Origin of the sequence: Leeuwenhoekiella sp. MAR_2009_132, assembly GCF_000687915.1 — a bacterium.
Lineage (GTDB): Bacteria > Bacteroidota > Bacteroidia > Flavobacteriales > Flavobacteriaceae > Leeuwenhoekiella.
In genome coordinates this window covers 714,199-735,665 of sequence record NZ_JHZY01000004.1, presented here as the reverse complement: position 1 = coordinate 735,665, position 21,467 = coordinate 714,199, and the positions used below count along the sequence as shown (strand labels likewise).

The 21,467-nt window shown below is 36.0% G+C and carries 11 protein-coding genes; 4 read left to right on the top strand and 7 right to left on the bottom strand.

Annotated elements, in window-relative coordinates:
• Position 1: 1 nt before the first annotated feature.
• From pgmB to P164_RS11565, 4 genes are all read left to right on the top strand, one after another.
• The gene (gene pgmB / locus P164_RS11580; protein WP_028376542.1) at positions 2-658 is read left to right on the top strand and encodes a beta-phosphoglucomutase; all 657 of its coding nucleotides are present in this window, start codon (positions 2-4) and stop codon (positions 656-658) included.
• Between the two features lie 4 nt (positions 659-662).
• The gene (locus P164_RS11575; protein WP_028376541.1) at positions 663-2,969 is read left to right on the top strand and encodes a glycoside hydrolase family 65 protein; all 2,307 of its coding nucleotides are present in this window, start codon (positions 663-665) and stop codon (positions 2,967-2,969) included.
• A gap of 82 nt (positions 2,970-3,051) precedes the next feature.
• The gene (locus tag P164_RS11570) at positions 3,052-3,510 is read left to right on the top strand and encodes a hypothetical protein (protein WP_028376540.1); all 459 of its coding nucleotides are present in this window, start codon (positions 3,052-3,054) and stop codon (positions 3,508-3,510) included.
• Between the two features lie 28 nt (positions 3,511-3,538).
• Positions 3,539-4,159: a MarC family protein gene (locus P164_RS11565; protein ID WP_028376539.1), complete on the top strand. Its 621-nt coding sequence runs from the start codon at positions 3,539-3,541 to the stop codon at positions 4,157-4,159.
• Positions 4,160-4,187: 28 nt separating this feature from the next.
• Here the strand turns inward: P164_RS11565 and P164_RS11560 are convergent, their stop codons facing one another.
• The 7 genes from P164_RS11560 to P164_RS11530 form a co-directional block, all read right to left on the bottom strand.
• Entirely contained in the window at positions 4,188-5,090 is a 903-nt protein-coding gene (locus P164_RS11560) for a GyrI-like domain-containing protein (protein WP_028376538.1), read from the bottom strand.
• A gap of 3 nt (positions 5,091-5,093) precedes the next feature.
• Positions 5,094-6,443, bottom strand: coding sequence for a vanadium-dependent haloperoxidase (locus P164_RS11555; protein WP_028376537.1), 1,350 nt, complete (start codon positions 6,441-6,443; stop codon positions 5,094-5,096).
• 9 nt (positions 6,444-6,452) lie between these two features.
• Positions 6,453-9,704: a VCBS repeat-containing protein gene (locus P164_RS11550; protein WP_028376536.1), complete on the bottom strand. Its 3,252-nt coding sequence runs from the start codon at positions 9,702-9,704 to the stop codon at positions 6,453-6,455.
• Positions 9,697-13,047, bottom strand: a complete 3,351-nt coding sequence (locus P164_RS11545; protein WP_028376535.1) for a VCBS repeat-containing protein — start codon at positions 13,045-13,047, stop codon at positions 9,697-9,699. Before P164_RS11545 ends, P164_RS11550 begins: the two co-directional genes overlap by 8 nt.
• Positions 13,048-16,347 carry a VCBS repeat-containing protein gene (locus P164_RS11540; RefSeq protein ID WP_028376534.1) on the bottom strand — a complete coding sequence of 1,100 codons (3,300 nt, stop codon included), beginning with the start codon at positions 16,345-16,347 and terminating at the stop codon, positions 13,048-13,050.
• Positions 16,348-16,443: 96 nt separating this feature from the next.
• Positions 16,444-18,090 carry a RagB/SusD family nutrient uptake outer membrane protein gene (locus tag P164_RS11535; RefSeq protein WP_028376533.1) on the bottom strand — a complete coding sequence of 549 codons (1,647 nt, stop codon included), beginning with the start codon at positions 18,088-18,090 and terminating at the stop codon, positions 16,444-16,446.
• Positions 18,091-18,102: 12 nt separating this feature from the next.
• Complete coding sequence (locus P164_RS11530) at positions 18,103-21,234, bottom strand: SusC/RagA family TonB-linked outer membrane protein (RefSeq protein ID WP_028376532.1); 3,132 nt, start codon at positions 21,232-21,234, stop codon at positions 18,103-18,105.
• Positions 21,235-21,467 lie beyond the last annotated feature (233 nt).

Genomic DNA, 21,467 nt, shown 5'->3' with positions numbered 1-21,467 from the left:
AATGAGTAAAAAAGGATTTATATTCGATCTTGATGGTGTAATTGTAGATACAGCAGGCTTTCATTATTTAGCATGGAAGTCACTTGCAAATGATCTGGGTTTTGAATTTACTGAAGAACAAAATGAGCGTTTTAAAGGTGTAAGCCGTGTACGCTCTTTAGAAATATTACTTGAAATAGGAAAGAGAAAAGCTACTCAGGAAGAAAAAGACGTGTGGCTAACTTCTAAGAATGCAGAATACTTAGGTTATATAGAAAAAATGACCAAAGCAGATATTTTACCGGGTGTTCTTGATGTTCTCAACTATTTAAAAGAAAGAAATATACCAATGGCATTAGGATCTGCAAGCAAAAATGCACAACCTATATTAAAACGTGTAGGGCTTTATGATATGTTTGATTTTATTGTAGATGGCAATCACGTAGAAAAAGCCAAACCAGATCCTGAGGTTTTTACAATAGGAGCAGAAGAACTTGAGGTAGATTTTAAAGACACCATTGTTTTTGAAGATTCTATTGCCGGCATACAGGCTGCAAATAAAGTAAATATGGTGAGTGTAGGAATAGGTGATGCAGAAACACTATACGAAGCAGACTATATATTTAAAGATTTTACCGAAATCAATACCCAATTTTTAGACCAACTAATCAACGCTTAATACCATGAATCAAGATTATATCATACCCGCACCGTGGGCAATTTTAGAAGAAGGATTTGAAAAAGAGCATGTAAAATCATCAGAAAGCTTATTTAGTATAGGCAACGGTGCCATGGGGCAACGTGCTAATTTTGAAGAAGAATACAGTGGGAAAACCTTTCAGGGAAGTTATATAGGTGGTGTTTATTACCCCGATAAAACACGAGTAGGCTGGTGGAAAAATGGCTATCCTGAATATTTTGCTAAAGTACTTAACGCACCCAGTTGGATAGGAATAAAAGTTCTTGTTGATGGGGAATCTTTAGATCTAAATACCGTAAAAAGTGTAAAAGACTTTAGACGGGAGCTTAATATGAAAGAAGGTTGGTTAGGCAGAAGTTTTGAAGCAGAACTTCAAAATGGGACTCGTTTAAAAGTGAATTCTAAACGCTTTTTAAGTCTGGAGCATGATGAACTGGGAGCTATAAATTATGAAGTAACGCCGTTAAATAAAGATGTGAGCATTAGTTATGAACCGTATTTAGATAGCGGCATTACTAATGAAGACACCAACTGGGATGATAAATTTTGGAACACGCTAAGTGTAGAAGAACAAGGGAATAAGGCTTTTATTACCGCACACACTATGAAAACGCTTTTTCACGTGTGTACCGCAATGTCAAACACCTTTACCGTAGACGGCAAAGAGATTTCATTAACTCTTAAAACTAATAAGACCGAAACGTATATAGGTCACGTTTACGAGACTGATATTCGCGAAGGCGAGACTTTTGCAATTCAGAAATATGCGGGATATATTACATCTTTAAATCACGATAAAGATTCACTTAAGAGTGCTGCAACAGCTGTATTAGATATTGCTTTAGACAAAGGTTTTAAAAACTTACTTACTAAGCAAAAGGAAGACTGGGCAGAAATCTGGTCTATGGCAGATATTGTGATAGACGGTGATGTAAAAGCACAGCAGGGAATTCGATTTAATATATTTCAATTAAATCAAACCTATTTAGGTAAAGATGCACGTCTTAATATAGGGCCTAAAGGCTTTACCGGTGAGAAATATGGGGGTTCTACCTATTGGGATACAGAAGCATATTGCCTTCCTTTTTATATGGCAACGAAAGACCAGCAGGTAGCGCGTAACCTGTTAACCTACCGTTACCAGCATCTTGAAAAAGCGATAGAAAACGCCCAGAAATTAGGGTTTAAAGATGGTGCGGCGCTGTACCCTATGGTGACTATGAACGGGGAAGAGTGTCATAATGAGTGGGAAATCACTTTTGAAGAGATACACCGTAATGGTGCTATGATTTTTGCGATAAGCAATTATGTACGCTACACAGGAGATTATAGTTACATTCCAGAAAAAGGTTTAGAGGTGATTATCGCTGTAGCTCGTTTCTGGAAACAACGCGCAACCTGGTCTGCTAAAAAAGAGCAGTTTGTGATTTTGGGTGTTACCGGTCCTAACGAATATGAAAATAATGTAAACAATAACTTTTATACAAATTATCTAGCGAAGTGGTGTTTAAAATATGCCGCAGAGCAGGTTAAAAAAGTATCTAAAGAGTACAGTTCAGATTATAAAAGAATTGCTGAAAAGACAAACGTTTCTAATGACGAATTAAATACCTGGACAGACGTTTCAGAAAAAATGTATTTGCCCTTTTCAGAAGAAAACGGAATCTACTTACAACAAGATGGTTTCTTAGATAAAGAGTTAGTTACCGTAGCAGATCTTTCAAAATCTGAACGACCTATAAATCAAAAATGGAGCTGGGATCGTATTTTAAGATCACCATACATTAAACAGGCAGATACATTACAAGGTTTTTATGTTTTTGAAGATCACTTTACACAAGAGGAACTTAAAAAACACTTTGATTTTTATGAGCCTTTTACCGTTCATGAATCTTCTTTGAGCCCCTGTGTTCACGCAATACAAGCTGCAAAATTAGATCAGATGGATCAGGCTTATGAGTTTTATTTGAGAACCTCACGTCTTGATCTTGATGACTATAACAAAGAAGTGCACGAAGGTCTTCATATTACCAGTATGGCAGGAACGTGGATGAGTGTTGTAGAAGGTTTTGGAGGTATGCGAATTAAAAATGATATGCTATCCTTTGATCCTAAAATGCCAAATGCGTGGGATGGTTTTTCATTTAAATTGAATTTTAGAGGGCAGATTTTAAAAGTAGCTGTGTCTAAAGGAAAGCATGTTTTCAGTTTAGATAAAGGTTCAGACTTAACGATATTACTTAACGGTAAAGAGGTTAAAGTAAGCTCAGGACAGCCTACTGAAGTTTAAAAATCAAGATTAATAAATTAGAAAAACCCTGTAAATATTCAATTTACAGGGTTTTTTGTTAGATTTAAATTAAATTCTATTGATGAAAATAAACTCCCTAAATACAAGAGCCAACTCTGAAGAAGGCAAACACAAAAAGCAAATCATTCAATTTAAAGAGTTGTTAGATGTTTTAAATGAAAGGGAGTTGCCGGAGTTTGTTATTCAATCTATAAATAAAGAAGTAGATCATATTAATGGGAAAGATTATTCAGATAAGCAATTGTATAGTTTATTGAGAACCTCTCAAGGGCATATATTAAAAGTAGTAAAGAAAGAAACCGATATAGTTCCTATAAATCATTACAGAAACCTCTGGCTTGTTCTGGGAATGTCGGTTTTTGGGATTCCCTTAGGTGTCGCTTTAGGTGCGGCTTTAGGAAATATGGGACTCTTAGGAATAGGCTTGCCTATAGGTATGGCCATAGGTATTGCTGTAGGTGTGCAAAAAGATAAAAAAGCCCAGGCCGAAGGAAAACAGTTAAATTTAGAAATTAAATAATAGGTTTACCTATTTTAAAAATAGCTTTATGAGTGACCTATTAACATATTGCATTTCGGTATTTACAGGCTTTTTTGCTATTATGAATCCGCTATCTAATATTCCTATATTTTTATCGTTAACCGAGGGTGCCAGCAAAGCTGAAAAACAAAAGGTTAATAAAAAAGCAATTCTAGTTGCATTTATAATTATAGCAGTGTTTGTGGTGCTGGGTAAATTTATTTTTCAACTCTTTGGCATCACCATTCCTGCATTTAAGATTACCGGTGGGTTACTTATTTTTTACGTAGGATTTGATATGCTTCAGTCAAGAAAGTCTGGAGTTAAGCATTTAAAAGAAACTAATTTTGATGAGAATATTGCGGTGTCACCTTTGGCAATCCCTATTCTTGCCGGGCCCGGTACTATCGTAACAGCGATGAATTTCACATCAAATGCTACCTATGTAAATATAGGGTTGGTGATTTTAATTTTTGGACTTATGTGTGTTCTAACCTATATAACTTTTAGCTTAAGCGATTTTATTGCTGCAAAAATAGGGGATAATGTTATTTCAGTAATAGGTAAAATAATGGGGTTAATAATTGCCATTATAGGGACTACAATGGTTATTCAAGGTCTAAAACTAACGTTTGACTTTTTAAATTGAAGTTGTTAATAATTACCCACAAGATTATCTAGTTGAGCGTGTCTTTTTTTAAAGGCATATAGATGTCTGCTTTCCAATCTAATTCATTGCCGCCCATATTTGGGTTATTAAAGAAAACTTCTAAGGGTTTTTGCTCTATTGCTATATTATTTCGTTTAGCATAAGCCATAAGAGCGTACCAGGCTCTGTCTGAAGTTATGTAATTACCATTATACACAGCGTGAATAGCTTCGGTTTTTTGTAATTGTTTATAACGAATATCTTTCGCTTGCGGGAGGCTGTCAGATTTAATTATAGGAAAACAGAAATTATACGATATACTGTCTGTTTTAATATCCCAATTTGTAATTTCTACAAATGGCGGACCATTAAAAGTTACATTACCAGCAGCAAGTATATCTCCTATATACCCATAGTTTTGCATCATTCCTTTTGCTTTTTCTATTTGTAAACCTTTTAACGGAATGTATGCACAATAAGTAGATGGTGTATTTTCAATACCTGTAATTTTAATTTTTAGTTCACTAAGGTGCTGCTTTAAAATCGTATAAAATGCATTTATTTCTTTAGCACTTTTCTTTTCAAAATCTGTATTTGCAAAAGGGATTGTGAGTTTGTTATAGATGCTATTGTCAAGATCTTTTATACCCACACTAACCTTAGTTATAGAATCATTAACGGCATAAAACCGATAGGTGTAATTTACAGTTGAGCCGTCAATATTTCGCTGCTGCACCAGAGCATCAAAATTGTATTGAGCTATTATCTTACTGTTATCTAAACTTAGATCCCACGCTTTTACAGATTGTATCACAGTACCGGGAGTGGTTTCTACTTTAAAGCTAATCGTAAAATCGCTGGGTTTTAGAAATAAATACCAACCTAGAGCAACTAACAATAACGTAGTAATTACAAAAATTAATTTTTTCATACCCTAGTTTGCGGCTTGTGCGGTATCTGCTTTAAGATTTAATTTCTGAACGATAAAGCGACCTATTTCGCGGCCTTGTTTAAGACCTTCTTCAATAGCTGCTCTATAATGAATACCTCCATAAAGTCTGCTTAAGGCAGCTTCGCTAGATGCAGATCTAAATGATTTAAAACTGCGCACCGGTAAACCGTAAGGGGTTTCTGTATCATCGTCAAAGCTAAAATCGTCACCATAAATTTCGGTTAGAACTTCTGCGGCGGCACCAGATACAACAGAGTGACCACTACTGTACTCAGGAAAAGGGGGTGTTTGCAATACCGGAGCCCACCCATCATCAATGTATTGATTAATTAATGTTTCAGGACGTATAAGGTTACTTCTGTACTTCTCGTCCCAACAGCTTATAAAGCCATCAAAGAGTGCAATAGAAGTCTTTGTATAAGCGTAAACGGTTTCCATCAAATCGGCATCCATTTTTTTAGTTGCAATTTTTACAATCCCGATCCAGTGACCGCCGGGAGTGATTTTTTTAGTTGCAAACATCAGATGTCCTTTGTGGGTAGAAACGTATGGGTTACAATCCCAAAATTGAGCAATAGCCATTTTTTCTGACGCATCACCTTCTTCAGTCATTGCATTACGCACATCATAAACTTCAATGAGTTGTTTGTAGAACTCAGAATCTTTTTCCATAGAAAATTCTGGTGGGGGAATGGGTTTGAATTGAGATGCAGAATCAATAACAAAGGTTCTAATTTTCATCCAGTGAGGTTCTATACCATCCATATATGCAGGAGGAGTAGGTTGCCAGCGGGATGGGTTATCAGGATTTACCGAAAATTTAGGCATAGTACGGGTTTGCTTATAGTTATCTCCATCCATCCAGGCTTTAATATGATCTGTAACCTTAAGGGCATAAGCTTTAGAAGCAGCAAGCTCCGTAGGATTTTGATTCTCCCATTTGATATATAGGCTATCTCTTATATCTGTAATGCGTTCTTCAGAAAAAATAAGGGTTTTAGCGATTTCCATTTGAGCGATAAGTGCTGCCAGATCATAATTTACAACAGCTGTAGAATCTGGTTTAGGCGCCTCAGGTAAATTGTTAAGTTTACCTGCCAGTGAGGTATATTCTGCATTATTCTGAGCAAGAATCTCGTAGGCTGCAATATTAGAATAGGCATATATACGACTAGCAACGGGAGGTGAGAAAATATCGTGAATAATAACTTCAGTTACTTTATCAACAGCATTGTTGTAATCGTCTGGAGTGATAACGATATGTTTCTCTTCACTTGTACAGGATAATAATACTATCACCGAAAATAATAGAAGTATAGATTTTTTAAACATAGTCAAAAGCTAATTTTTGGTTGTTTGGCTTAATTGATACAGTTGTGTTTTGCCATTATTAGGAGTAGCGATAAGAAACTTTTTAGTATTAAACGAGATTACATTGAGCTGTCTAATTGATTTTTGAGCAAAATCTAACCCCAGTTTTTCACCAGAATAGATGGTGTTATTATCTTTAATTAATGCACCGGTAAAGCTGTCTAATCTACCGTGAAAGGGTTGTACTCCAAAATAATTACCGGCAGCAAGTAGCTCATCATTACCATCATTATCAAAATCGAATTTACAAAAAGTCATTACAGGAGCAACCTGAAAATCTCTATTAAAAGGAATAAATGTAAATGAGCCTGAATCGTTGCGTAAATACCCCGATTTTAAAGTACTTACTTTTAATTTTTTACTGGTATTGAGTTGTTCTTCACTAAGAATCTGCTCAATAGTCTGGCCGGCAAAACTTTTATACGAACTGTATTTTTTACGCAGACTAACCACCTGAGAAGCGAGTGCATCTAAACCTAATAAGGGATAATAGTTTTTGTTTTTTTCAGTAACTAGAATCGTTTCTGTTTGCCCATTTTTATCAAAATCATTGTAGTACATAATCATAGGGAATTCTGATGAGGCTTTAAATTTGCTGTTTTCTCCCCAGTTACCCAGTACATAATCCATATCACCATCGTGGTCTATATCAAAAGCGATAAGGCTTTGCCAAAGACCTTCTAAGTCTTCTTTAGTGTTATTAACAGGGCTAAATTTGTTGTTTTTGTTTTTCAGAAAAACAGGAGCCATCCATTCACCGGTTACAATAAGGTCTTGTTTATTATCACCGTCAAAATCATCCCAGATAGCTGCAGTTACCATCCCCAGTTCTTTAAATTCTTGCGCTACGCGGAAAACTCCCTTGTCATTTTCAAGTAAGTAAGAAGAAGGTAATTTGCCAAAACTACCGGTAATGCCTTGTGAACCCACAAAAACATCTAGATCACCATCTTGATCATAATCATGTACAGCAAGAATCGATGTGTTTTCAAAAAGCTGTGGTAAAGAAGCTTTTTCAAAACCCATAGCTTTATTTAAATATAAAGCATCGAGTAGTGGTATTGCTTTATTAGAGAAATCACCACCGCCCGTACCGGTGAACAAATCGTTTTTACCGTCTTTATTAAAGTCTGCAATAACGGCAACAACTTCTTCGAGAATAGAATCTTTTCGAATTGCAGGATTTCGTGTATTTACAAAGGTAGAATCTTGCTGAAGGTATACTTGTGAAGGGATAAATTTAGAACCGCCAAAGAAAATGTCATCTTTACCATCACCATTAAGATCCCCTACCGCCACTGCAGGGCCTCGATCTCCCAGTTGATAAGGTATTAATTTCTCACGATCAAAATCTGAATACGCGTCTTCTTGATGTATAAAATCGAGGCCTATACTGTCTGTAATTACTTTAAATAAAGGGGTTCTTTTTTTAATTAGTGAACTGTAATTAAACGCAAGTGCATTTTTCGGTTTTATAATTAAAGTTTGATTTGCATCAAGATTAGTGAGAACTTGAGTTGTGCGGTCTGGCCAGATTACCCGTACAGAATCAACCTTTTTAATATCATTTAAACCAAAATGAATTAACGGTTCTGAAGATGCCTGAAAACCTCTTACAGTGTACAATTCTTTGTATTGTTTTATGCCGCCAGCATACGCATAGACTTTTGCGCCTATTGCAAAGTTGTTTTGAGTAGGACTCTGAAGCTTAATTTTTAAATAGTTTGCTTTGGCATTAGTCTGATTTATATACAGCGTGGGAGACGCATTGATATTGTTTGTGATGAGGTCAAGGTCGCCATCATTATCTAAATCTCCATAGGCGGTTGCTCCTGATGCTAACGTATCATTTGCAATCCAGCTAGAAGAACGGTCTTTAAAATATAAATCTGCCGAACCTTCAAACACATAATTGTGTGTTTTACCGCTTGGCATTTTTTTAAGTGCTTTTTGATCTATGAGCCCGGTATTGCTAATTTTATTTTGAATCTGATCACTTGATACAAATTTTATATAATCGAGATCATTAGGGCGTTTAGGTATGCCGTTAGAGATGAATAAATCTTGCTGCATATCTTGATTGTAATCGCCAAAAAGGGCACTCCAGCTCCAGTCTGTAGCGGCAATACCACTTAATAATCCTGTTTCTTGATACGCACCGCCTTCTCGGTTTATGTAAAGCATATTGCGTGTAAACTGGTAGTGGTAACCGTATTTATCTGTACGTAGGCGCTGGGTTTGAATGTTATCATCACCTTCAGAAGATTTTAGAACGTTCTCATCTTCAGGCAGCATATCTAACGATATAAGATCTGGCCATCCATCGTGATTTAAATCAGCAACATCACTTCCCATAGAAAATCTACTGGTATGCCCAAAGTGATTTTTTAAATCTTCGGTAAATGTGCCGTCTCCATTGTTGAGGTAGTAATAATCATCCTCGTGAAAATCGTTTCCTATGTAAATATCAGGGTAACCATCAAGGTTAAAATCTGAAATTGCAATACCAAGTCCGTAGCTATTTATACCTCCATAAATTCCCGCTTCTTCACTCACATCTGTAAAGTGATCGCCGTCATTTCGCATTAATTTATCACCGGTTTGTGCATTGCGTTCATAACGTAATTCGGCTTTACCAAAAGAATTTTGTGTATGCACAGCGTGATTTAAAATATAGATATCTAAATCACCATCTAAGTCATAATCTAAAAATGCAGCCGATGAAGAAAATGTATCTACATCAAGTCCATATGCCTCAGCCATTTCTGTAAACGTATTATCGCCGTTATTAATGAAAAGTTCGTTATGCCCGTTTAGGCCATTAAGTCCTACAACTGCACAAACATAAATATCGAGAAAGCCGTCACCGTTTACATCTCCCATCACTGAAGCCGTATTCCAGTCGCTGTTGCCGGCTACACCTGCCGTTTCGGTAATATTTTCAAACTGTAAATTCCCTTTATTTAAGTACAGCTCATTTTTTACCTGATTCCCCGAAAAATAAATATCCTGTAAGCCGTCATTATTAATATCGCCCACTGCGATACCGCCACCATTATAGAAATATAGGTAGTCGAGAATATTCATATCCTCGGTTGCAGTTAATGTATTTTTGAAGGTAATTCCTGCTTTTTCAACATCGGGATTGGTGAATAATTCCGGGTCTTTTGAACACGAAATTAAAACAGGAATAAGTAAAAGTGCCTGAATATATTTATTCATCTAACTCAAAAATCTTTGGTTTATCATTATTAATAGCCGCAACAATATAGGTGCTTCCTGTTTTGTCTTTAAATTTTGCAAGGTGTTTCACTTCTCCTTTTATAAAGAAGCCACTGTCATTGTATTTTTGCCAGTTATAATTAGTGTTTCCAGCATTGAGTAAAACACTACCGTAATTAGCATCTAACTGAGAATATTGTGGTTTAAACTCAAAATTGTTACCCGCCATAATTAAGTCTGCCAAACCATCTTTATTAAGATCTGCAGTGATGATATCACAAACGCAGGATAATTGTACCTGATAGGGTAGTGGCTTTAGGGTAAAATTACCTTTGCCGTCATTTACAGCTATCATAGACTGTGAATGAGAAACCGTCTTTTTAATCGCATTCTTGAGACTTTCCGCAGAAAAGATGCCGTCTATTGACCGTTTTGCATAATCTGAAGCTTTAAGGTTTTGCTTCTTAAGCGAACTCATTTGTGCTGTAATTTCTTTTTTCTGATGTATGGGATAGTCTTTTCCATTTTTCCGAATCGTTGTGATTTGCTCTATGGTACCATTATTATCAAAGTCATTTATATACATCACTAACGGATTTTCTACGGAAGGCAGATAATGTAAATTTTGACCTTCATTACCTAATATAAGATCTATATCTCCATCATTATCAATATCTGCAGCTGCAATGGTATTCCACCAGCCCATTTGATTACTCAGTGCATTTTTAGCTTTTGAAAGGCGTTTTCCTGAATTTTTAAAAATAATAGGGCTTCCCCATTCTGAAACCGTTATCAGGTCTTTTTTAAAGTCACCATCTACATCAAGCCAGATTGCTGCAGTTATCATACCTGCGTCTTTAGTGTCGTATGCAAGGCGTTCTGTAGCATTTACAAACTTACCGTTACCGGTGTTTTCTAAAAACAAATGAGTAGGATCTATACCATAAACACCTACAACACTGCGAGAGCCTATAAATACATCTATGTCGCCGTCGCCGTCAAAATCCTCTGGAGCTACAACACTCATATTTTGAAATGCTGAAGGTAATTCTTCTGGAGATTTAGTAAAATTCCCCTTGCCATCATTGAGGTAAAGTCTGGGTTTAAAGACTTCTTTTCTGCCCACTTCATTGCCTCCTGAAGCTATTAGTAAATCCTGATCGCCATCGCCATCTGCATCAAAAAAGCTTGCAGCAGTATCCTCATAAAAAGCATCTAAATCAAAAACCGGCTGATTTTTTGCAACTAGTTTCCCTTTACCCTGATGCAGATATAGTGTTCCTGCCTCCCCTTTAGGGCCGCCAATGTAAACATCATCGTTACCGTCACCATTGACGTCACCTACGGCAAGCGCAGGACCTTCTTCAGACAGTTTTTTAGAGATCATACCCTCATAATCAAAATCATTATAAGCGTTTTCTGGCGAACTGTTTAAACTACTCGTGGTAAGTTCTGTAAGTAGAGTTTTCGTTTTTTTTATTTTCTGTGGAATAAATGTCTCTAAAGCTTCAGCCTGATCAAGTTCTAAGGTTTGATCTGCTTTTAATGCTGTGAAAAATTGGGTTTTATCGTTAGGCCATAATACGCGCATAGAATCTACGACTGTCGCACCACCAAGACCTATAGTCATAGGGTATTCCATCGAAGATTGAAAACCGCGTACAGGATATAATTCCTGAAGAATGATTTGATCTTTAATATACAGTTTTACTGAAGCCCCTACCGCAAACGGATTTTTAGCGCCACCCTTAAATTTGACTTTTAGGAAGTGATTTTTTGTCTCCTTTTCTGCATTATTGCGAAAAACAAAAGACTTCATATTTACATTATTTACCACTAGATCCAGATCGCCGTCATTATCTAAATCTGCGTAAGCGCTACCATTAGACATGCTTAAGGTGTCTAATCCCCATTCTTTAGCGGCATTTTCGAAGGTTAAATCTTTCTTGTTTCGGTAAGCATAATTAGAAAGGGGTTTTTTAGGCATTTTATTAATTATAGAATCTATTGCCTGTCGTTTACCGGTTAGCGCCATATCCTGAATAATTTCGTCAGCAAAAAAGTCAACAAAATCAAGGTCTGTTAAGTCGTGGTTAATCCCATTAGTCACATAAATATCTCTGTAGCCATCATTATCTAAATCAACTAATAATCCTGCCCAGCTCCAGTCTGTGGCATCTACACCACTGTAATAGGCGATTTCTGAGAATGATCCGTTTCCGTTATTAACCTGAAGTGTATTTTGTATAAATTGCTGATAAAAGTCTTTGCCCTGCTTTAGTTTGTAAACATTGTAACTGTCAAATTCCATAACAGATTTGACGCGTTCTTCTGGTTCGGGAAGCATATCTGTAATAAAAATATCCTGAAGGCCATCATTATTTATATCTGCCATATCAACACCCATTGCAGAAAGTGACAGGTGAGACGTCCAGTTTTTTATTTCTTCTTTAAAAGTGCCATCTTTTTGGTTTATGTATAAATAATCACGCTCGTAAAAATCATTAGAAATATAAATATCTGGCCATAAATCATTATTGATGTCGGTTATCATAACTCCCAGACCAAAACCTATAAGACTCCCGTAAATACCGGCCTCTTCACTAACATTTGTAAAGGTGTCACCATCATTACGCATTAATAAATCACCTACCCCTCTAAAGACATCGGGCACGTTCTCCCAGTCTTCAGCACGAGTATTTCTTTGTTCTGCAAAGCCTAAACCAATTACCGGAACATTACTGTTGTTTAAAATATAAACATCCAGATCGCCATCTTTATCGTAATCAAAAAAACTTGCCTGTGTAGAAAAGCCAGATTTTGCAAGATTGTATTGGGTTGCTTTTTCTGTAAATGTTAAATCACCATTATTTATATACAGTTCATTATCGTGATTATCACCCTTCATATTACCCGCATTGCTTACATAAATATCGAGTAAGCCATCGCCGTTAACATCTGCCATTACCACACCGGTAGACCACGGTTTGTTACCAGCCACACCGGCTTTTTCGGTTATGTCTTCAAATTTAAATTCACCTTTGTTTAAGAATAATTTGTTCTCGCCCATATTTGCACTCATATAGATATCTGCAAGTCCATCATTATTGATGTCACCTATGGCAACACCACCACCATTATAGAAATTGCGGTATTTAAAGATGTTGAAGTCTTTGCTGTTTGTTATGGTGTTAGTAAAATCTAAACCCGTTTCAGAAGGATCTAAAAGACTAAATAATTTAGGCGTATCAGGAAGTGAATCTTCGTTCTCAGATTTATTTTTTTTGCAAGAGGTTATCAGCAAACTAAAACTTAGTATATAGAGGGTTTTATAAAATCTCATTTAGTTTTCTTTTCTTAAAAATAGTGGACTTTCATTATTTCTGCCTATAATATAAAATAAACTGTCCTTTATTTTAATAGGCGTGATACTGCGGGAGGCACCTTTAATATCAACATTATGTTGCGTGGTATAATTAAAAGAACCCTGACCGTTATTGAGTAAAAAAATTCCGTGGGAAGCATCTTGTCTTCCTAGTTGTGTACTTATCTCGCTGTCGTTTCCCAGCAATAAAATATCTTTATAACCATCGCCATTAAAGTCATCTGTAAATATCGCTTTCGTGCTTGAGATTTGAGTCATAAAAGGCAGTTTATGAGCTTTAAACGTGCTATTTCCTGTATTCTCAAAATAGGTAGTTTCTAGCGTAAACACCTTCTTTTTATCAGCTTTTTTTAATTTTTCTTTTGAAAATAGATCTTCAATATGCGCTTGTGCAAAGGCATGATAGCTAAGAAATTTCTTGTTGAGTGGTGGTATTTGTTTTACGATCTCATCTTTAGTCGCCAATATCGTTTCAGTATCTTTATAAAAATAGGTTGTTACCGGGTCTACCTTACCATTTGCATCAAAATCATATCGGTATAAACTGAGCGGTTTTTCTAAAGAAGCGGTAAGTCTGGTGTTAAGTCCCCAATTACCCGCAATAAAATCAAGGTCACCGTCATTATCAAAATCTTCAGCAATTAGCGCATTCCACAAACCATTAGTTTTATCAAGACTTAAATTTTTCTGAAGGGTTAATTTTTTTCCATCATTTAAAAAAATCTGTATGGGCATCCAATGGCCACAAACTAAAGCATCGTTATAGCCATTACCGTCAATATCTGCCCAAATAAGGTCTTTTACGTTCCCGATATTTGAAAACTCAGGCGCTAAGCTATCAGTGGCATTTTTAAAATGACCTTTACCGTCATTCATAAAAAGGTAACTGCTGGGTGTTGCGCCAAACTCGTGCGGAACTAAATCGCTGGTAATCGCAAAATCGAGATCACTGTCATTGTCAAAATCTACAGGACTTATTTTAGAAGCATTAATATAAAGACCATCAAATTCATTTTCACTTAAAATATATCCATTAGCAGAATTTAAGTAGAGTCTGGGAGTTAGTGGTTTTCCTGTGGTAAATTCGTTTCCGCCACTGGCGATAAGTATATCTGTTAAGCCATCATTATTCACATCAAATAGGGCCACTGCCGTATCTTCATTAATTGCATCTTTTGCAGCTTCGGGTAGCTTGTTTTTGACAAAGTCACCCTTTTTATTCTGAAAGTACAATTGTGTTTCCTGTCCTTTAGCGCCTAAAATAATGAGATCTTCAAAACCATCATTATTTAAATCTGCGGCTTTTAGCTGTGGGCCGGTATTCGTATTGGCATACGGTACTAATGCGTCTCGGCTAAACTCTATAGAACTACCGTCTTTATGAACAAAATCTATTTTTGATGCTACATTTATTAGTTGAATTTCAGATTGAAAAGGAGCTGTTGAAGTAGATGTATGAATTGCATCTTCTTCTTTTAGTAGTATGGTTTCCTTAATCTGAATATTCTTTAGTTTTTGAACTTTTCCTGAAGGCCAAATTATCTGAAGCGAGTCTATACTTTTTGAATTCCCCATACCTACAAAAACTGATGGAGGTACTGCAGACATAAAACCACGTGTTGTATAATTCTCAAAGATCTGCATCGTGCCATTTACGAAGGTGGTTATTTTAGCACCTATCCCAAATGTGTTCTCTTTACTGCCTTTAAATCTAATGCTGATTCCTTTTTGGTTTTCTTTAGACTGAGCGGTGTTGTTTTCTAAAATATACGCTGCCTCATTGATATTATTGACTACGATATCGAGATCGCCATCATTGTCTAAATCTGCATACGAGGCACCGTTGCTAAAAGATGGTTTTGATGAAGTCCATTGTTTAGTCACATCTTTAAAAGAAGAACCTCCCGTATTTTTATAAGCATAGTTTGTAACATGAGTTTTAGGGATTTTTTTGATGAATTCCATTTCTCTTTCGGTCATATTTTTCCCCAGACGTTTTTGAATGGCTTCATTTGAAATAAAATTTACAAAATCCATATCATTAGTAGCACCTAAAATTCCGTTAGCGATGTAAATGTCTTTATATCCGTCATTATCAAAGTCTGCAATTAACGGACTCCAGGACCACTCTGTAGCAGCGATACCGCTTTGAAAAGCAATTTCTGAGAAGCGATTATTACCCAGGTTTAGTTGTAATGCATTTTGCATAAACTCATAATCGTACCCGTTTCTAAGCTGATTCTGATAAATAGGGTAGGCGTATTCAGTACCAGAAGCTTTTAAAACTTCAAGTTTTTCGGGAAGCATATCTAAACTTAGAATATCTGATAGACCGTCGTTGTTGATGTCTGCCATGTCAGAACCCATTGAGAAATGAGAAGTATGTCCAAGAATTTTTGTAGTGGTATTTAACTCTTTAAAAGTTCCATCTTTTTGATTCAAATAGAGATAATCATTCTCAAAAAAATCATTTGCGATGTACAAATCAGGATACCCGTCGTTATTTAAATCGCTTACAGATACGCCTAATCCATATCCTATTTTGCTGGATAAAATACCGGCCTGTTCTGTGTAGTTTAGGTAGTTGCCTTTGTTATTTATATAAAAACGATCGCCATTAATGCTATCTTGAGTATTGCGTATAGCTGCGCGACCGTAACTCGAGTTTGGGTGAACCGAATGATTGAGTAGGTATAGATCGAGATCTCCGTCTAAATCATAATCAAAGAACGAGGCTTGCGTAGAGAGCCCTGTATAATCTATACCATATTCAGCAGATTTTTCTAAAAATGAGGGAATGCCCTCTTGTGAACCCTGGTTTATAAAAAGTTTGTTGTGCCCTTTTAAATTGAGGTGGCCACTAACAGTAGAAACGTAAATATCTAAAAGGCCATCGTGATTAATGTCTACAGTGGTTACGCCTGTATTCCAGGTGTTCTCCAGATTTATTCCGGCTTCTGTAGAAATGTCTTTAAAAGTTAGATTTCCTGTATTAAGATACAGCTTATCTGCAACTTGATTTCCTGTAAAGTAAATATCTAATAAACCGTCATTATTAAAATCTGCTATTGCAGTTCCGGCTCCATTATAAAAGTATAGGTAATTTAAAATATTTAGTTCTGGAGTGCTTTTAATTTCGTTTTTAAATAAAACACCAGAATTTGTTACTTGTGATAGTTTGTAGATCTCATTATTTTGTTTGCATGAGCAAACTAAAGTGAAGAGTACGATTATAAAATAGATACGTAATCGTGGCATAGTAAAAGAGTCCTACAGTTTTGGGTAAATTACTAATTTAAAAGAGAGGATCATTTTGTGATCCTCTCTTTTATTTAGGCTAAAAATAAATAAGATTTAGTAACCCGGGTTTTGAACTAAATTAGGGTTAAGTATTAATTGATTAGCAGGAATAGGAAATAAATTTCTATTATCATTACCAACTTCAGAAGGTGTTTTTAACTCCCAGTCTTTAGTATATTGACCAAAACGAATTAAATCATTACGTCTCCAGAATTCTGTGTATAACTCACGGCCTCTCTCATCAATAATGTCTTGTTCTGTTACAGCGTTACTAAATGGCGTAGCTTCACGTAAACCTCTCAAAACATTCATCATTGCTGTAGGGTCCTGTCCCGCTCTAAACATGGCTTCAGCTTTCATAAGGTATGCATCTGAAAAGCGGAAGAATATTTCGTGTTCAGTCTGACCTCCAAATCTTGGGTTATATTTAATTACTCGGATACCGGTAGTTTCATCATTATTTATAAGGCTAGGGTTACCATTTCCATCTACAAAATTTCTTTTAAATGTTAATGGTTTTCCAGATCTAGCATTTAAGGGTGCACCAGTGTCAGAAAACTGTTGACCAATTAGGAAACCAAAACCTACGCTAGAACCATCTGCAATATTATTATCATTTACATCGACTCCACCATCAACTTGAGATACCGGTAAACCACCGTTAGGGACTACACCTCTTCTTTCTTCCTGACCCGAACCTGGTGCATTTGAATTAGCATCCCCTTCAAATAAATCATAATATTCTGCTAAAGTAGCAAAACCATTCCAGCCTCCTCCAACAATCTCTGGAGATTGATTGTAATGTAAACCATTCCAGATTCTGTTACCTACCGCTGTTGGGATAAACCAGATTGTTTCTTTATCTAATGTATTTTTAAATATATCAAAATAGTCATCTTCAAGAGCATAACCGTCTGCTGCAATAGCATCAACTAATGTTATTACTTGATTCATGTCTGCTGTTGCAGGTTCAGTCTTTAAATAGATATGTTTATTTAATAGAACTTTGGCAAGCAGATATCTGGCAGAAGCTTTAGTTGCTTTAATTAAAGGAGAATTGGTATCTCCAACGCCACTACCCGGACCAACTGTAGGTAAACCAGCAATAGCATCATTAAGATCAGAAACAATTTGATCTACAGCTTCCTGACCACTTATTACTTCAGGATCTACAAAAGGAGTAGCAGTCACATCTCTCACTGGTATTTGACCATAGTTATCTAAAATAACAAACATTCCCAATGCTCTTAAAAAAGATGCATTAGCTTTAAGAGTAGGATCAGCTTGTGTTAAGTCAGAAAGAACCTGAGCTGCTCTAAAATGTGTATTGTTCCATTGATTCCAAACATTTTCGATAAATTGATGACTTGGCCTCCAGTCGTGCTGGTGTAATTGGCGCCAGATCCCGTTATCACCCCAGTCAGATCCTCTTGTTGGAACTAGGGAAGCATCTGTTGTAACTTCACTAAGGGCATATAAATTAGCCTGGTCTCCAATTTGACCTCTTAATTGATTGTAAATATCATCAACAAAAGATTGCGGATCTGTAACACCTTGAAATGATGAGTCATTAGCGTCACGGAAATTTGAATCTGTTTGCTCTATCTCCAGGTCTGTACACGAAGATAGTATAGCAGCGAAAGCAAAAGCAGATAGCCATACTTTTGAAAATCGTTGAATTGTATTTTTATTTTTTTTCATAATACTTTTTTTTTAAAATGTTGCATTTACACCAAAAGTAACCGTCAGTGGTCTTGGATAAGCGGCATAATCAATTCCCGCAGTTGGTATTGCAGAAGCATTTAAGTTACCTGTACTCACTGAAATCTCAGGATCTAATCCACTATAGCCACTCAATAAAAGTAGATTTTGTCCAGTTAATGAAAAGCGTAAAGAATTAAATATACCATCTTCTCTTACAGGAATATTATATCCAAATGAAACGGTTTGTAGTCTTACAAAATCTCCTTTCTCTAAAAACCTTGAAGAAACTGCAACAGTAGACCCAGGATTTTCTGTGGTTCCTGGAACATCTTGAGTAACATTCTTTTGTATTAACAATGCACTTTTTGTAAAGAAAGCATTTGCTGTAGCATTGTAAACGTAAAAACCAAATTGCCCTGTCAAATAGGTAGATACATCAAAGTTTTTATAACGTGCATTTAGGGATAAACCTGCGTTAACATCGGGTACAGCATCTTTTCCTAAGAAAAATTTATCTGAATCAGGGTCTCCTACACCGTTTCCGTCAAAGTCAAAATAAGTAGGATTACCATCTGCATCAAAACCAGTAAATTCTGCCATATAGTAAGAAAATAGAGGTTGTCCCGCTTGAAGTCTTTGTGCAAAGGCGTTTGTTAATCCGTTACCATTAATTGGTCCTGCATTAATAGGTACTGGGACATCTTTTACCTCATTACTGTTGTATGAGATGTTGAAGTTACCCGAGAAATCCCAATCATCAGTTTCTATAAATCCATAGTCAATAGCAAATTCAACTCCTGAGTTAACGATAGATCCATCAGGTAAGTTTCTGAAAATTGTACCAGATCCTGGTGCAGCTAATTCAGTAGTTAACAATAAATCTTTTGTTTCCTTGCGGTATACGTTAATAGTACCATTTAAACGATCATTATTAAAACCGAAGTCAAGACCCACGTTTAAATCTGTTGTAGACTCCCATTTTAAATCTGGGTTTGGGAAACCACCTACGATTGAAGTCCCAGGTCTTGGTAAAACATTCAGATCGTTGCTTATTCCACTACCTCCTAGAATTTCTCTTTGAATAAATAGACCATAGCCTAAACCTTCTTGGCTACCTACTGTACCTGCAGCTAAACGTAGTTTTAAAGTAGAAAAAGTTTCTGGTATAAAATCTTCTTTATGTAACTGCCAAGCAAATGCTCCAGAAGGAAAATATCCATAACGTTCATTTTGACCAAAAGTTGAAGAACCATCTGCTCTAAATGTTCCTGTTAATAGGAATTTATCAAATAATGTAATATTAGCTCTTGCAAAATAAGACTGTAATTCGTCTGTATTATCATAATTATTATTAAGTACAAATGCAGGGATAATTTTATCAAAGGCAGGTAAAGTGCCTTCATTATCAAAACCGGGAAATGTGATTCTATTTAAATACGAACCATCATTACCGTAACCAAAAATTACATTTTTTTCACCTACGAGACCAGTAATAGTATTATAAGTAGATTTAACTTGATTTGCAATCTGTCCCATATTATTTGTAGAGAATCCTGCACCTTCAGAGCCAAATCCATCTCTTGCAAATTCTTGGTATGAATATCCACCAACAAGGTCTATAGCAACATTGCCGAATACTTTTTTATAGCTTAATGTTGCTTCAAATAATTGGTTGTCTTGGTTGTTAGCAGAATAATAACCACGTCCAATATTACTTGAGCCATTAAATCCTAAAATAGAAGGAGCAACTATAGAAGTCGTCTCAGCTTGTACTCTATCATAACCATAAGTTACTTTAGCATTTAGACCTTCCACTATTTCATAATCAGCAGAAATATTCGCTAAAAATCTGTCGGTTTCTGATAATCCTTCAAAATTAGCTAATAAGTTAGCTGGATTTAAAATGTTTGAGCCTGGGTCAAATGTAGGATTTACAGGAAAAGTAGGGTTAGCGGTAATTGACGCCCCAATTAAATCTCCTGTTGAACCTGCACTACCAGATATAAGTGTAAACTCATCATTTACGCGAGATAATGTTGCTTGACCACTTACTGTTAATTTATCATCAAAAAAGCGTTGTGTAATATTTAATCTTCCTGTAATACGCTCTTGAGAGGTGTTTTCTACAATACCTTTTGTATCTCCATAGCTAATAGAAGCTCTCACATTACCAGAACCATAGCTCTTAGCATAGCTTAAGTCGTTTTTAGTAGAGAATGTACTACGTGTATACACGTCTTGAAAATCAGAATTTGCTCCAAAATCAGCAAGGCTTCTATTTCCACCTACACTAGCGATAGCATCTAGAAAACCCTCTCGCTCTAATAAGTCATAACGTGTAGAAGGAGTAGAAAAACTTGTTGAAGTATTAAATTCAAATCTGCCTTCGCTTGCACCTCTACCTCCTTTAGTTTGAATGATAATAACCCCGTTTGCTCCACGAGAACCATAAATAGCTGTAGCAGATGCATCTTTTAATATAGAAATACTTTCAATATCATTAGGGTTTAAAAAGCTTAGTGGGTTTCTGGCAGCTGTAGCACCTATTGAACCAGCAGTTCCAGCAGGAGCACCTCCTGAAGTTAATGGCACGCCATCAATAACAAATAAAGGGTTGTTACCAGAACGAATTGAGTTAGTACCTCTAATACGTACAGATATTCCTGCACCAGGCTCACCAGAAGATTCTGAAATTTGAACACCCGCAGTTTTACCCTGGATTAATTGTTCTGGTGATTGAATTACCCCTTGCTGAAAGTCTTCAGAGGTTACCGAAGAAACAGAACCTGTTGCATCCTTAACAGTTGTTGTTCCATAACCAATTACAACTACTTCTTCCAATGCAGCGGCATCTTCTTCTAAAGTAACATTTATAGTTGATTTACCATTTACAGCAACTTCTTTAGCTGAAAAGCCCACGTAGCTAAATATTAAGGTGCTCCCTGCAGCTACATTATTAATGGTGTAATTACCGTCAAAGTCGGTAGTTGTACCATTTGTTGTTCCTTTAACGAGAACGTTTGCGCCGGGTAGCGGGCCATTTGGCTCAGATACTGTTCCCGATACCGTTTGTGCTTGTGCTATACCTGCCAGTAATAGCGAAGCGCAAAACAGCATACTTCTAAGTATAAATTGCTTCATAAAATTAATTTTAAATTGTTTTAGTTTTTAATAGATTCTGGTTGTTAAATTTATATAAAAAAATGAATAATAGTGGCTACTACAACGTTTAAGTTACGAAATCGATGTAGTAAAAAAACGCGTATTTTTTACGCTTATTCGCAATTTATTGCTGATTGATTAATAATTTGATGAAATTTTGATTTAAAATTATCAATTGTGCAACGCAGATAAATAAACACCTTATTACTTAT